The sequence below is a fragment of the Streptomyces sp. NPDC053673 genome (genome assembly GCF_055585225.1).
In genome coordinates, this window is sequence record NZ_JBVJKN010000058.1 from 1 (window position 1) to 13,097 (window position 13,097).

Annotated in this window: 14 protein-coding genes; 5 read left to right on the plus strand and 9 right to left on the minus strand. The window is 72.4% G+C overall.

Features of this window, described 5'->3' with window-relative positions; all coding sequences use genetic code 11:
• The first annotated feature begins 109 nt into the window (after nucleotides 1-109).
• Both ACZ6ZQ_RS37245 and ACZ6ZQ_RS37250 read left to right on the plus strand, forming a co-directional pair.
• Entirely contained in the window at nucleotides 110-1,234 is a 1,125-nt protein-coding gene (locus ACZ6ZQ_RS37245; RefSeq protein WP_469772971.1) for a sulfite oxidase, read from the plus strand.
• Nucleotides 1,235-1,339: 105 nt separating this feature from the next.
• Nucleotides 1,340-2,677, plus strand: coding sequence for a phosphoribosyltransferase family protein (locus ACZ6ZQ_RS37250; RefSeq protein WP_469772972.1), 1,338 nt, complete (start codon nucleotides 1,340-1,342; stop codon nucleotides 2,675-2,677).
• A 184-nt stretch (nucleotides 2,678-2,861) separates the two neighbouring features.
• Here the strand turns inward: ACZ6ZQ_RS37250 and ACZ6ZQ_RS37255 are convergent, their stop codons facing one another.
• Complete coding sequence (locus ACZ6ZQ_RS37255) at nucleotides 2,862-4,046, minus strand: 4-hydroxybenzoate 3-monooxygenase (RefSeq protein ID WP_469772973.1); 1,185 nt, start codon at nucleotides 4,044-4,046, stop codon at nucleotides 2,862-2,864.
• Between the two features lie 64 nt (nucleotides 4,047-4,110).
• The gene (locus ACZ6ZQ_RS37260; protein ID WP_453663901.1) at nucleotides 4,111-5,307 is read right to left on the minus strand and encodes a thiolase family protein; all 1,197 of its coding nucleotides are present in this window, start codon (nucleotides 5,305-5,307) and stop codon (nucleotides 4,111-4,113) included.
• A gap of 181 nt (nucleotides 5,308-5,488) precedes the next feature.
• On the opposite strand from ACZ6ZQ_RS37260, the gene ACZ6ZQ_RS37265 reads away from it, so the two are divergent.
• On the plus strand, nucleotides 5,489-7,063 hold the full coding sequence (locus ACZ6ZQ_RS37265) for an IclR family transcriptional regulator domain-containing protein (RefSeq protein WP_469772974.1): 1,575 nt from the start codon (nucleotides 5,489-5,491) through the stop codon (nucleotides 7,061-7,063).
• A gap of 2 nt (nucleotides 7,064-7,065) precedes the next feature.
• Here ACZ6ZQ_RS37265 and ACZ6ZQ_RS37270 read toward each other — a convergent pair whose 3' ends face one another.
• On the minus strand, nucleotides 7,066-7,707 hold the full coding sequence (locus tag ACZ6ZQ_RS37270) for a vitamin K epoxide reductase family protein (RefSeq protein ID WP_469772975.1): 642 nt from the start codon (nucleotides 7,705-7,707) through the stop codon (nucleotides 7,066-7,068).
• A 174-nt stretch (nucleotides 7,708-7,881) separates the two neighbouring features.
• Between ACZ6ZQ_RS37270 and ACZ6ZQ_RS37275 the strand changes: the two genes are divergently transcribed.
• Nucleotides 7,882-8,016: a hypothetical protein gene (locus ACZ6ZQ_RS37275; RefSeq protein WP_469772976.1), complete on the plus strand. Its 135-nt coding sequence runs from the start codon at nucleotides 7,882-7,884 to the stop codon at nucleotides 8,014-8,016.
• A gap of 77 nt (nucleotides 8,017-8,093) precedes the next feature.
• On the opposite strand, the gene ACZ6ZQ_RS37280 is transcribed toward ACZ6ZQ_RS37275, so the two are convergent.
• From ACZ6ZQ_RS37280 to ACZ6ZQ_RS37300, 5 genes are all read right to left on the minus strand, one after another.
• Entirely contained in the window at nucleotides 8,094-8,597 is a 504-nt protein-coding gene (locus ACZ6ZQ_RS37280) for a DUF5949 family protein (protein WP_469772977.1), read from the minus strand.
• A 260-nt stretch (nucleotides 8,598-8,857) separates the two neighbouring features.
• Complete coding sequence (locus ACZ6ZQ_RS37285) at nucleotides 8,858-9,145, minus strand: hypothetical protein (RefSeq protein WP_469772978.1); 288 nt, start codon at nucleotides 9,143-9,145, stop codon at nucleotides 8,858-8,860.
• Between the two features lie 280 nt (nucleotides 9,146-9,425).
• Entirely contained in the window at nucleotides 9,426-10,073 is a 648-nt protein-coding gene (locus ACZ6ZQ_RS37290; protein ID WP_469772979.1) for a hypothetical protein, read from the minus strand.
• A gap of 347 nt (nucleotides 10,074-10,420) precedes the next feature.
• Nucleotides 10,421-10,660 (minus strand): chaplin, encoded by a 240-nt coding sequence (locus tag ACZ6ZQ_RS37295; protein WP_469772980.1) that lies wholly within the window; start codon nucleotides 10,658-10,660, stop codon nucleotides 10,421-10,423.
• A 166-nt stretch (nucleotides 10,661-10,826) separates the two neighbouring features.
• The gene (locus tag ACZ6ZQ_RS37300) at nucleotides 10,827-11,066 is read right to left on the minus strand and encodes a chaplin (protein ID WP_469772981.1); all 240 of its coding nucleotides are present in this window, start codon (nucleotides 11,064-11,066) and stop codon (nucleotides 10,827-10,829) included.
• A gap of 384 nt (nucleotides 11,067-11,450) precedes the next feature.
• Here ACZ6ZQ_RS37300 and ACZ6ZQ_RS37305 point away from each other — a divergent pair, with 384 nt between their 5' ends.
• Nucleotides 11,451-12,581, plus strand: a complete 1,131-nt coding sequence (locus tag ACZ6ZQ_RS37305; RefSeq protein WP_469772982.1) for a glycosyltransferase — start codon at nucleotides 11,451-11,453, stop codon at nucleotides 12,579-12,581.
• 223 nt (nucleotides 12,582-12,804) lie between these two features.
• Here ACZ6ZQ_RS37305 and ACZ6ZQ_RS37310 read toward each other — a convergent pair.
• Nucleotides 12,805-13,097 (minus strand): LPXTG cell wall anchor domain-containing protein (locus ACZ6ZQ_RS37310; RefSeq protein WP_469772983.1); only part of this gene is annotated, 293 nt, incomplete at its 5' end.

The window sequence follows — 13,097 nt, forward strand, 5'->3', positions numbered from 1 at the left end:
CGCGCACGGCAACCGGCGCTCGGAGTGGGACGCCGGGTGCCGCTACGACTTCCCGAACCCCGAGCACCGCTGAAGCGCGTCCCGCGCGCGGACGGCGCACCATGAAGGCATGGACGACGCCCGCCTCGGCGAAATCAGCGCACCCGGGCGCCTCGCCGAGCCCGGCGAGGGCATCAGCCCGGAGGAGCTGGCGCTCGCCGCCCGCAACCACGGGCTGCCGCTGGAGGCGCTGCGCTACGACGTGACACCGCCCGGGCTGCACTACGTCCTCGTCCATTACGACATCCCCGCCGCCGAAGCCGCCGAGTGGCGGCTCACCGTAGGGGGCCGGGTGCGCACCCCGCTGACGCTGGACGTGGCGGCGCTGAGGGCGTACGAGCCCGTCACCCACCGCGTCACGATCGAGTGCGCGGGCAACGGCCGGGCACGGCTCAGCCCGCGCCCGGTGAGCCAGCCGTGGCTGGTGGAGGCGGTCGGGACGGCGGAGTGGACCGGGGTGCCGCTGCGGACCCTGCTCGCCGCGGCAGGGGTGGAGCCGGACGCCGTCGAGGCGGTGTTCACGGGCGCCGACCACGGCGTCGAGCGCGGGGTCGAGCAGGACTACCAGCGCAGCCTGCCGCTGGCCGTGGCCACCGGCAGCGATCCCGAGGTGCTGGTCGCGTACGAGATGAACGGCCGTCCGCTGCCGCCGCAGCACGGCCGTCCCGTTCGGCTGGTGGTGCCCGGCTGGTACGGGATGGCGCATGTGAAGTGGCTGCGGGACATCAGCCTCACCGACACCCCGTTCACCGGCTTCCAGCAGTCGGTCGCGTACTGCTACAAGCAGTCCCCCGACGACCCCGGCGAACCGGTCACCCGCATCGCGCCGCGCGCCCTGATGATCCCGCCCGGATTCCCGGACTTCATGTCCCGGGCCCGTGTGGTGCGCCCCGGCCGGATGGGACTGGAGGGCCGCGCATGGTCCGGCCACGCGCCGGTCGTACGGGTGGAGGTCAGTACCGACGACGGCCGTACGTGGCACGACGCCGCACTGACTCCGCCTGAGGGCCACGCCTGGGCCTGGCGCCACTGGCACACGGCATGGGCGGCCGTACCCGGCCGCCATGTGCTCAGCGTCCGCGCCACCGATGCCGACGGGCGTACCCAGCCCCTCGGCCAGTCGTGGAACCGCGGTGGCTTCGGCAACAACCTCGTGCAGCGGATTCCTGTGCTCTGCCTGCCGGAGGGGCACTGAGTGGTGGCCGCCGGCCCGAGTTGCGGAGCGGCCCGCCATGGGGTTGGTTCGAAGTAGGTGTGGACGTGGTTTCTGTCTCCCCTCCTGGCTTGGGGGTGAACCACTGTGCTGTTCACCGATCGCATGGACGCGGGGCAGCGCCTCGCCGAAGCGTTGCGGCATCTGCGGGGGGCGGATCCCGTTGTGCTCGGGCTGCCGCGGGGCGGGGTGCCCGTGGCGTTCCAGGTGGCGCGGGTGCTCGGGGCGCCGCTGGACGTGATCGTCGTGCGGAAGCTGGGGGTGCCGTACCACCGGGAGCTGGGGTTCGGTGCCATCGGCGAGGGCGGGGTGCGGGTCATCAGCGACGACATCGTCCGCCGGGGGCACGTCTCGGCGAAGGACGTCGAGGCGGTGGAACAGGCCGAGGCGGCCGAACTCGTACGGCAGGCGGAGCGGTTCCGGGCCGACCGGCCACGGATCGACATCAAGGGCCGGACGGTGATCGTGGTGGACGACGGGATCGCCACCGGCGCCACCGCCGCGGCCGCCTGCGAGGTCGTACGGGCGCAGGGAGCGGCCCATGTGGTGCTGGCCGCGCCGGTGGCGCCGCCGGACGCCGTCGCGTGGCTGCGCAGCGAGGCCGACGAGGTGGTGTGCCTGTCGACGCCGCGCGCGTTCTCGGCCGTCGGGGAGTGGTACCGGGACTTCTCGCAGACCGCCGACGAGGAGGTCGTCTCACTGCTGGCACAGGCAGCCGAGGCCACGCAGAGCGATCCCGGGGGCGTCGACCCGCAGGGCGCCGATCGCCGGGGCGCCGATCCCCGGGGTGTGGAGGCCGAGGACGTCGACGTCGAGGCGGGCGGCGTCCGGCTCGCCGGGGAACTCACCCTGCCGGACGGGGCCGGAGCGGTCGTGATGTTCGCGCACGGCTCCGGCAGCAGCCGGCACAGCCCGCGCAACCGGTCGGTCGCATCGGCCCTCAACCGGGCCGGCCTCGGCACCCTGCTCTTCGACCTGCTCACCGAGGCCGAGGCCGCGGACCGGGCGAACGTCTTCGACATCGAGATCCTCGCCCGCAGGCTCGCGGGCGCCACCCAGTGGCTGCGCACCCGCGCATACCTTCCGATCGGCTACTTCGGGGCGTCCACCGGCGCCGCGGCCGCGTTGTGGGCGGCGTCCACCGCCGGCAACGAGGTCGGCGCCGTGGTCTCCCGCGGCGGGCGGCCCGATCTGGCCGGTCCTCGGCTCCCCGGCGTACGCGCGCCGACGCTGCTCATCGTCGGCGGCAGCGACACGACGGTCCTGGACCTCAACCGCCAGGCCCAGACGGCGCTGCGCTGCGAGAGCCGGCTGACGGTCGTGCCGGGCGCGACGCATCTCTTCGAGGAGCCGGGAGCGCTGGAGGAAGTGTCGGCGCTCGCCCGCGACTGGTTCACGGTGCACCTCACGCCGCAGGCGCCGTAACAAGGCGTCGGACGCTTTCACCCAGTGAATCGAAGTTCACCTGACGAACGATGCGACGGTGCGAGCGGCGGACCGACGCACGACCCCGGCCCCGACCCCGAGGGCGGAGTCCTCGATCGCCGGAGGGGCTGCGTTCGGAGCCCCTCCGGCGATCGACGACCGGCGTTCCCGGGCAGCGCCCCCGTCAGCAGGGGAGCGGCAACCCCGTGTAGTTCTCCGCCAGTTCCGCCGCCGCGTGCGGCGACGTCGCCACCCGCTCCAGCTGCGCCAGCTGCAGCCGCGTCTCGAACGCAGGCTGCGCCGGATCCGCATGCAGCGTCGTCGTCATGAAGTACGAGAAGTGCTCCGCACGCCACACACGGCGCAGGCACGTGTCCGAATACGCGTCCAGCAGCTCCGTCGAGCCGCTGTCCCACCGGCTGATCAGCGCCCGGGCCAGCACGATCACATCGGCGGCGGCCAGATTGAGCCCCTTCGCCCCGGTCGGCGGGACGATGTGCGCCGCGTCGCCGGCCAGGAAGACCCGGCCGTGGCGCATGGGTTCGGTGACGTGACTGCGCATCGGCAACACCGCCTTGGACATGACCGGACCGCGCTCCAGCCGCCACCCCGGGTCGGCGTCGGTCGCGAACCTCGCGTCGAGCTCGTCCCAGATCCGCTCGTCGGGCCAGTCCGCGGGGTCGGTGCCGTTCGGCACCTGGAGGTAGAGCCTGCTCACCGATGCCGACCGCATGCTGGCGAGCGCGAACCCGCGCTCCGAGTGGGCGTAGATCAACTCCTCGTAGACGGGTGGCGCTTCGGCGAGAATGCCCAGCCAGGAGTACGGGTACGTCCGCTCGTACGCGGTCCGCACGGACTCGGGGATCGCGTTCCGCGCCACGCCGTGGAAGCCGTCGCAGCCGATGACGTAGTCGCAGGTCAGTGCCTGTTCGCGGCCTTCGTGTACGTAACGGATCACGGGGCTTTCGGTGTCGGCGCCCTCGACGGAGGTCACGTCGGCGCCGAACAGCAGCGGGCCGCCTGCGGCGAGCTGGAGGGCGATCAGATCCTTCACGACCTCCGTCTGCGCGTACACCATCACGCTCCGCCCACCGGCGAGGGACGGGAAGTCGACGCGGTGCGCGCGGCGGCCGAAGCGCAGCTCGATGCCGTGGTGGGGCATGCCCTCGCGGTCCATCCGCTCCCCGGCCCCGGCGGCGCGGAGGGCATCCACGGTGGCCTGTTCGAGGATGCCGGCGCGCTGCCGCTGCTCGACGTACGCGCGGTCACGGCGCTCCAGGACGACGCTGTCGATCCCCGCGCCGTGCAGCAGCCGTGCCAGCAGCAGTCCCGCGGGGCCGCCGCCGATGATGCCGACGCTGGTGTGCATCAGTGCTCCTCGTCCGCTCCTGGGTGGGGATCACGGGGCTCGTGCTCGTCCTCGTCGGGACGCGTCACCTCTCCAGTACCAGGGCCAGGCCCTGCCCCACGCCGATGCACAGCGTGGCGAGGCCGGTGCCGGAGCCCGCGGCGGCGAGCTGATGGGCGACGGCGCCGGTGAGCCGGGCGCCGGACGCGCCGAGGGGGTGGCCGATGGCGATGGCACCACCGCGCGGGTTGACGACGGCCGGGTCGAGCCCCGGCCACTGGCGCAGACAGGCCAGCGCCTGGGCGGCGAAGGCCTCGTTGAGCTCGACGGTGTGCAGATCGCCGAACTCCCGGCCGGCCTTCTTCAGGGCACGACGAACGGCCTCGACCGGTCCCGCCCCGAAGTACTGCGGCTCGATGCCGGTGACGGCGGAGGCGCCGATGCGGGCGAGCGGTTCGCGGCCGGTGGCGCGCAGACCGTCCTCGTCCACGAGCAGCAGCGCGGCGGCGCCGTCGTTGAGCGGGGAGGAGTTGCCCGCGGTGACCGTCCCGCTGCCGTCCGTCCGGAACACCGGCTTCAGCTTGGCCAGCGCCTCGGGCGACGTGCTGTCGCGGATGCACTCGTCGCGAGCGAGCTCCACTCCGTCGACGGGGACGACCTCGCCGTCGTACAGCCCTTCGGACCACGCCCGTGCCGCGTTCCGGTGGCTGGCGAGGGCGAAGGCGTCCTGCTCCTCGCGCCCGATGCCGTACCGCTCGGCGAGCAGCTCCGCCCCTTCACCGAGGCCGACGGTCCATTCGTCGGGCATGCGCGGGTTGACCATCCGCCAGCCGAGGGTCGTCGAGTACATCTGCTGGTGGCCTGCGGGGAAGCCGCGCTCCGGCTTCTGCACCACCCAGGGCGCGCGGCTCATCGACTCGACGCCGCCCGCGACGGCGATCGACGCGTCGCCGACGGCGATGGCGCGGGCCGCCTGGATGACGGCCTCCATGCCGGAGCCGCAGAGCCGGTTCACGGTCGTACCGGGGACGGTGACCGGCAGGCCCGCGAGCAGCACGGCCATGCGGGCCACGTCCCGGTTGTCCTCGCCCGCGGCGTTGGCGTCACCGAAGAAGACGTCGTCGATACGGGCCGGGTCGAGCTCCGGGGTACGGGAGACGAGGGCGCCGAGCACGCCCGCGGCGAGATCGTCGGGGCGCACGCCGGACAGCGCGCCGCCGTACTTGCCGATGGGCGTACGGACGGCGTCGACGATGTACACATCGCGCAGACGGTCGGTCATGTCAGCTCCTTCATGGGTGCGGCGGTCTTCGCACGCACATCCGCACGGGTGGCTCCTCCCAGGATGACGGTGTCGACCTGTCCGCGACCCACGTCGCGTTCGCCAGATGAACTACAGTTCACGAATAGCCGCCCCCGAGTCTGCGTGCACCCCTCACGCATGTCAACGCCCTGGAGTACCGATGTCAGCCACGCCCCCCGCGGAGGCCGTACGGCCGCTGATGCGCGGTATCGCCGTGCTGCGCGGGATCAGCGAGGCGGGCGGCCGGATGAGCCTCGGCGAACTCGTCCGTACGACCGGGCTGGCCCGGTCCACCGTCGACCGGATCGCCGCCACTCTCGCGCGCATGGGTTACGTACGCCTCGACGGCCACGAGGCCGGGCTCGCGCCCCGCCTCATGGAGCTCGGCAACGCGTATCTGGCCGCGGTCGGTCTGCCGGGCCCGCTCGGCCCGCTCGCCGAGCGGCTGGCCGAGGAGCTCGACGAGTCGGTGTCGCTCGCCGTCCCCGACCGCGACGGCATCCGCTTCATCCACCAGACCACCCGGCGTCGCGCCATGTCGCCGGCCTTCCGGATCGGCGATCTGCTGCCCGCCGGACGCACCGCGCCGGGCCCGCTGTTCGCCGCCGCATGGTCGGACGAGGAACGGGCGGCGTGGCGCCCCGGAGCGGCCTTCGAGGAACGGGCGGCCCGCGCCGCGAAGGACGGCTGGGCGCTGGACGACCAGCTGATCGAGCCCGGGCTGATCGCCATCGCGGTCCCGGTGCACGACCCGCAGGGACGGCCGGCCTGCGCGCTGAGCGTCGTCAGCCACACCAGCCGCCACAGCGCCGACTCACTGCGCCGCGCGGTACTTCCCCGGGTACGGGAGACCGTGGCCGCGATGGAACAGGAGCTGCGGCGGACCCCGCCCGCCGCGGAGCCTGCCGCCGCCGGACTCGCGCACTGGACCACCGCGTCCAAGCAGGAGCTCGGCGCGGAGTTCGTGGAGTCGCTGGCCCGCGGGCTGACCGTCATCACCGCCTTCGGCGAGGGCCGGGCGGAACTCGGCCTCAGCGCGATCGCCGAAGCCACCGGCCTCGCCCGCGCCACCGCCCGCCGCGCTCTCATCACCCTGGAGCACCTCGGGTACGTCACCTCACGGGACGGGGCCTTCCGCCTCACCCCGCGCGTGCTCTCCCTCGGCTGCCCGCCGCTCTCCCGGACGACGCTCCCGGACATCGCCGTACCGCACCTGGCGGAGCTGGTCCGCCGTGTCCATGACTCCGCGTCCCTCGCCGTCCTCGACGGCGACGACATCCGCTACACGGCCCGGGTCGCCACCGAGCGCATCATGAGCGTCAACATCACCGTCGGCACCCGCCTCCCGGCGTACGCGGCCTCCATGGGCCGGGTCCTGCTCGCGGGCCTCCCCGCGGACGAGCGCGCGGCCCGCATCGGCCGCACCGAGCTGCGTCCGCTGACCCCCCGCACCATCACCGACCCCGCCCGCCTCGCCTCGCTCCTGGACCGTGTCCGCCAGGAGGGCCATGCCCTGGTCGACGAGGAACTCGAAGAGGGACTCCGTTCCCTGGCCGTTCCGGTGCACGACCACACGGGCCGTACGGTCGCCGCACTCAACGTCGCCATGCACACGACCCGCCGCACTCCCGACGAGTGCCTCACGGACGTCCTCCCCCAACTCCGCGCCGCCGCCGCCCACATCGAGTCGGACCTCCACATCGCGGGCCGCTTCACCCGCATCCCGGAGGTCTGACGTCAGCTCGTCCAGAAGTCCCACCAGCGCGTCAGGATCAGCATCCCGATGATCCCCGTCCACAGCACCGGCGGTACCCAGCCGAACTCGCGCAGGCCGCTGCGCAGGCCGGCCGGTGCCGGGAGCATCCGGTGTTCGACGGTGTGGCGGGTCACGTAGCAGAACAGGAGGATCGTGGCGGCCCAGGCAAGGGAACACCACAGGCACAGCGCGTTGATGCGGTACAGCGACTGGAACTGGAGCCAGGTGCAGAACGCGACGCCGAGGAGGGTGCCGGCGTTGAGGGCGAGCCAGAACCAGCGGCGGTAGCGGGCGCCCGCCAGGAGACCGGCCCCGACGCCGATCACGACGGCGTACGAGACGAGGCCCAGCATCGGGTTGGGGAAGCCGAAGGCCGCGGCCTGTTCGCTCTTCATGATGTTGCCGCAGGACACCACCGGGTTGAGGCTGCAGCCCGGCGTGAAGTGCGGGTCTTCGAGCAGCCTGAACTTGTCGATCGTGATGACCCACGACGCGAGCAGTCCCGCCGCGCCCGTGACGACGAGCAGGAGCGCGAAGCCGCGGCTGCCGCCCACCGCATCTGACGGGGCGTCGTCCGGCGCCGTCGCCGGGCGCGGGACGCGTGCCCTCGCTTGTGTCTCCATGTCTTTCCAGATCCCCTCTCCGACCGGTCCTGTCAGGGTCGGTTCCCCGGCCCTTCGCCCACCTGGGCCGATGCGCACACGCAGTAATCGCCGTCCCGCTCAACGCGACGGATCGTCAGATTCCGATTAGCGTCGCGGTTGTCCCTGACCCTTGAAAGATCGAGGAGCTCGATCATGAAGCTGACGCTTCGCCACCCAGGGGCGGCCACCGCCCCGAGCAGCTGGATAACACTCAAGCTCGCCGGGGTCACCCCGGAGGTCGCGCACCCCGCGGCCTGCTGCCCGGCGAGCGCGCCCCAGTACCTTTGATCCGTACGGCGTAACCAAGGCCCGGCAGGCGGTCATGCACCCGCCCGTCGGGCCTTTTGGCGTCCGCTGCCCCGGCTTCACCCCCGCAGCTGACGCACCGGCAGCAGGCAGTGCGCCGCCGTCGACAGCACCGCCTCGTCGCCCACGAACGCCCGCAGCTCCTCCTCCGTGACCGGTTCCCCGGGAGCCGCCTCCGGCCACGGCCGGGTGGCGAAGACGAAGTAGACATGGCCCCGCTCCTGCACCGCGGCCAGCCACTCCGGCGGCACCGCGCACTGGGCGGTGAGATGAGGCATCGTCAGGACCGCCTGGCCCGCCTCGACAAGGAGGCTGACGGGGAGGCCGACCGCCTGGGCGGCATCCACGTACTCGGTTCCGACCGGCAGGCCCACGTCGGCGAGCAGCTGCCGGGCGGCGGCCTCCACCCCTTCGGGGCCGCCGTCGCCGTCCCCGAGTGAGTAGGCCAGGAGGAAGGGCATGTCGCGCTCGTCGTCAGGATGTTCGCCGCTCCAGGCGATGACGACGAGGGTGCCCAGCTGGGCCGGGCGGAAGGCGCGTACTGCGCTGGGGGTTGATGTCACGGTCGGACCTTAGCGACTTACCGGGATCCTTCGGGCGTCCGTGTCACACGCGCGGGGGAGCCCCGCCATCGATTACCCCGAAGGTGTCGCGCTCGCTCGCTCGTACGCACCCGCGCATGGGACCGGCAGCGGGCCGGCGGGCGACGAAAGACCGGCCCTGCGGAACCCCCATTCCGCCGGGCCGGCCCGGAACCGCACCACCGACATCGCTCGTCCAGCGCAATCCACGGAATTCAGTCGGGTGAATTCGCCACCGGCGCTCAGGCGCCCATGGGAAGTCCGCCGAGGAGGTGACTCGGGGCTGCCTTCTTGACCTTGCCCAGCTCGCCGGTGGCGTTCTTGACGCTGTTGAGCAGCGAGCCCTTCTTCTCCGTGTCCAGCGCCTCGTTCGCGAGCGGCTCCAAGGAGGACGTGGTCTCTTCCGCGACGGTCCCGACCGCCCCGTTGAGGCTGCTCGGAGTGAGTTCGGAGGCGGCGAAAGCCGGGGCGGCGGCACCCGCGGCCACCAGGGAACCGGCAACGACCGCAGCGACCCTCATGGACTTCATCAGTGAATCTCCCCTTCGGCGACGCGTGTCGCGCGCGCAAGTGACGTACGGCTCAGACATATTGCGGATGCTCGTGCATGCCCGTCGTGCAGCTACACGTTCTGTAACGATCCGTCACCGCGCCAGAAACTCCGAAACCCGGGGATTCCTGTATCCCCACCCGAATGAAGCGGCCGCCCGGATGTTCGTATCAGCTGCGGGAGCACGCCGAAAAGGTCGTGCCGGCCCCGGGGAAGGGGTCGGCACGACCGTCGCGCGGTGACGCCGGGGTGAGCCCGGCTCAGCTCTCGGGGAGCGCCGGGGCCACGGACTGCGCGTCCTCCTGGGAAGGCGGCAGCTTCGGGAGCGCCGGCAGGCCGACGAGGTTCGCCTCCGGGAGGCCTTCGCCGAGCAGCGTGGCCGCGACGAGATTCACGACACCCTCCACGGCCGCGGGCAGTGCGTCGGCAACCGCCGTGGCATCACCCGACGTGGAGGCCGCGATGAGCGCGTCCACCCGCTGCTGCAGTGCCGTCAGCGCGCCCTCCACCACGTCCGCCCGGGCCATGGCGGCGAGCACACTCGCCTCGGGCTGCTGCGGAGCCTGCGGCTTCGGAGCAGCCGGAGTCTGCGGGGTCTGCGTCGACGGCATCGACGGCGTCGACGGCGTCGTCGGTGTCGTCGGCGTCGTCGCCGGGTCTGCGGCCGCAGCTCTGGCCGCGGCGATGGCCGTCTTGATGGCGTCGGCGTGCTCCGTCGCGTCCGCGGCGGCGAGCCGGCCGTTGTCGGCGGCCAGAACAGCCTTGAGCAGATCGGTGACGGGGACCACCACACCACCGAAGTTGTCCAGCACTGTGACCTGCGCGAGGACCGTCTCGGCGCCGGGAACCGGAGCGTCGGCCGTGTCCTCGGCGGCGACGGCCCGCGGAGCCTCCTCCTGAACCGCCATCGCGGGACCTGCGACCCCCAGAAGGAGGGCGAGGGAGAGGGCGGTCGTAGTGATGGGTCGCGATGCCAGAGCACGCATGAGAATCCCTTCCAGTGATTGACGGATCTTGGAATCACCGTGCGAGGGGCGGATACCGAACGCAACCGAACGACCACGTAACGTACTGGGGTCGATGGGTGGCTGGTTCACGCTTCGGAGTGTTTCCGCTGGTGAGGACTTGATCATGGGGCGTGTCGCGCAATGGGGCTCCGCACCCGCCATACGAGGGAGCCGCAGCGGACAGAGCGAAAGGGCCGCTCTCCCCACCATGGCGGGGAGAGCGGCCCGGGGAACGCCGTGAAAGGCGGTCAGTTGGTGGCGCAGGCGTTGCCGAAGGCCGGGCTCAGCAGGCCGACCACGTCGACGGTGTTGCCGCACAGGTTGACCGGCACGTGGACCGGAGCCTGGAGCGCATTGCCCGAGAGGACGCCCGGCGACAGCGTCGCCGCGCCCATCGCACCGCTGTCGGCGGTGGCGATTCCGGCGGTACCCGCAACAGCGGCGGCAGCGAGGGTGGACAGGACGAAAGCCTTCGCGGTACGCGACATGGAGAAACACTCCTTGGTCAAATGGTCAGTGGCCGTGCGTGACTGCCCGGTCCAAAAGTTCAACGGCAGCGTGGACTGCCAGGTTGTGCGGCCGATGGAGTGAATACCGGTCGCCCGATATGAATGCCGGCGTCCGGCGGCGCCCCGCCGCCGGACGCCGTGCATGTCATTCGGTGACGCAGGCGCTGCCCAGCGCCGGGTTCAGCAGGCCGACCACGCTGGCGGTGTTGCCGCACAGGTTGACCGGCACGTGGACCGGAAGCTGGACGGCATTGCCCGAAACGACACCGGGCGAGCCCTCGGTGAGGCCGGTCGCGCCGCTGTCGGCGACAGCCATGCCCGCGCCGCCCATGACCAGGGCAGCGCCCGCGCCCGCAAAAACAACCGACTTGGCGATTCGCTTCATCATTACTTCCTTCCGGGTTACCGATGAGGCGCAACCATCAACGAGGGCAGACGAACTCCGGACACGGACGAGCATCAAAAGGATTAATCCGGTCCGGTCCGGCCCGTACGGCCGCCGAAAGAAAAGGAGCTAGAGTCACCACTCGCCCCCCAACACGCATAGAGCACACGACGAAACCCGTTCGCCGGCCCGTTCATCTGAATACCCTTGGATATGAATCGGAATCCACGATCTGAGCAGCCTGCTGAGTTCCGGCCGCATCCGGATCGATTTCCGATGCGTGCCGAACCGCAATTCGTTCCGGCTCGGCACGGTGTCGAGCGCGTCCGGGACACGGCGCCGGCCGGGTCGTCCCTGCCGCAACCAGACCCGGGCCGTCCGGCCGTGCTCCACGTCGTGCAGCCCGTCGACGGCGGGGTCCCCCGAGTCGTCAGGGATCTGGTGACCGACCAGGTCCGCACCGGCCTTCGGGCGGCCGTGGCCTGTCCCGACGGCGGTGTGCTCGCGGACTCCGCACGCGCGGTCGGCGTCGATGTCCACCGGTGGCGCGCCGGGCGGGCGGCCGGGCCTCTGCTGTTCCACGAGGTACGGCAGCTCGCCGGGATCCTGGCGCGGGTACGCCCGCAGGTCGTGCACGCACACGGCGCCAAGGCGGGACTGGCCGCCCGGCTCGCCGTGCGCGGCCGGACCCCCACCGTGTTCCAGCCGCACACCTGGTCCTTCGAGGCGGCCGACGGCATCGCCGTCCGGCTCGCGCGCCGCTGGGAACGGTACGCCGCACGCTGGGCGGACCAGGTCGTCTGTGCCAGTGAGGCGGAGCAGCGCACCGGCGCGCGGGCGGGCATCGACGCGCGCTGGGCCGTCATCCCCAACGGTGTGGACACCGAGCGGTTCCGGCCCGCCCCCGAGGACCGGCCGCGGGCCCTGCCGCCGCTGATCGCCGACCTGCCCGAGTCCGCGCCGCTCGTGGTGTGCGTGGGGCGGCTGTGCCGGCAGAAGGGCCAGGACGTGCTGCTCAAGGCGTGGGAGTACGTCCTGCGCAGACTGCCCAACGCCTGTCTCGCCCTGGTCGGCGACGGACCCGAGGCCGCCACCCTGTGCGTGGACGCGCCCGCGTCCGTACGGTTCGCCGGAGCCGAGCGGGACGCGGCGCCCTGGTACCGGGCGGCCGACCTGGTCGTCGTCCCGTCCCGCTGGGAGGGCATGGCGCTGACGCCGCTGGAGGCCATGGCCTGCGGCCGGTCCGTCGTCGTCACCGATGTCGGCGGGGCCCGGGAAAGCCTGCCTCCCGGGCAGACACTGTTCTGTCTGACGCCTCCTCAGGATCCGTACGCGCTGGCCACGGCCGTCGGAGATCTGCTGCTCAACGCGCCGCTGCGCGCCGCGCTGGGCCGTCAGGGCCACCAGCACGTCCTGTCCGCCCATGACGTACGGCACACCGCGGGCGCGATCGCGGACGTGTACCGCGACGTGGCGGGCGTACGACCCGGGAGCGGGAAGCCGATCGGCCAGTAGCACGGGCCGGGCCGGCGGAGCCGGGCCGGCCGTCGGCACGGTCCGGGGGCCGGGCACGTCGTGCTCGGTCGCGCGGCCCGCGGGGCTGCGGCGGGCTCCCGGCACCGCGAGGGTCCGGTGTGCCGTGCGGACGACTGAAGAACGGACGGACAACGCACCACGGCCGGGAGAGTCCGATGAGGAGACTCTCCCGGCCGGGAATCAGGCGGGGATACCGGGTTGCTCAGCGCCGCGCGGCAGCCGTCCCGCGCCGGTACAGCAGCGCGCCACCGGCCAGCAGGCCCACTGCGGCCGCCCCGGCGGCCAGCATGCCTTCGTCACTGCCGGTCCGAGCCAGCTGAGGGGGGGTGTTGGGCGAGTCGACGGGGGTGTCCACGACGGGCACCACGGTCCCCGGCAGTTCCGGAACCTCCGGCACCTCAGGGGTGTTCGGCGTGTTCGGGGTGTTCGGGGTGTTCGGCGTGTCCGGGGTGTCCGGCGTCGTCGGGGTATCCGGCGTCGTCGGGGTATCCGGCG

What these genes read in the sequence shown, in the direction of transcription:
- ACZ6ZQ_RS37295 (WP_469772980.1), bottom strand. Translation starts at nt 10,660, where the DNA reads ATGTCGCGTACCGCGAAGGCTTTCGTCCTGTCCACCCTCGCTGCCGCC.
- ACZ6ZQ_RS37260 (WP_453663901.1), bottom strand. Translation starts at nt 5,307, where the DNA reads ATGACCGACCGTCTGCGCGATGTGTACATCGTCGACGCCGTCCGTACG.
- ACZ6ZQ_RS37265 (WP_469772974.1), top strand. Translation starts at nt 5,489, where the DNA reads ATGTCAGCCACGCCCCCCGCGGAGGCCGTACGGCCGCTGATGCGCGGT.
- ACZ6ZQ_RS37300 (WP_469772981.1), bottom strand. Translation starts at nt 11,066, where the DNA reads ATGAAGCGAATCGCCAAGTCGGTTGTTTTTGCGGGCGCGGGCGCTGCC.
- ACZ6ZQ_RS37255 (WP_469772973.1), bottom strand. Translation starts at nt 4,046, where the DNA reads ATGCACACCAGCGTCGGCATCATCGGCGGCGGCCCCGCGGGACTGCTG.
- ACZ6ZQ_RS37285 (WP_469772978.1), bottom strand. Translation starts at nt 9,145, where the DNA reads ATGAAGTCCATGAGGGTCGCTGCGGTCGTTGCCGGTTCCCTGGTGGCC.
- ACZ6ZQ_RS37290 (WP_469772979.1), bottom strand. Translation starts at nt 10,073, where the DNA reads ATGGCGGTTCAGGAGGAGGCTCCGCGGGCCGTCGCCGCCGAGGACACG.
- ACZ6ZQ_RS37245 (WP_469772971.1), top strand. Translation starts at nt 110, where the DNA reads ATGGACGACGCCCGCCTCGGCGAAATCAGCGCACCCGGGCGCCTCGCC.
- ACZ6ZQ_RS37270 (WP_469772975.1), bottom strand. Translation starts at nt 7,707, where the DNA reads ATGGAGACACAAGCGAGGGCACGCGTCCCGCGCCCGGCGACGGCGCCG.
- ACZ6ZQ_RS37275 (WP_469772976.1), top strand. Translation starts at nt 7,882, where the DNA reads ATGAAGCTGACGCTTCGCCACCCAGGGGCGGCCACCGCCCCGAGCAGC.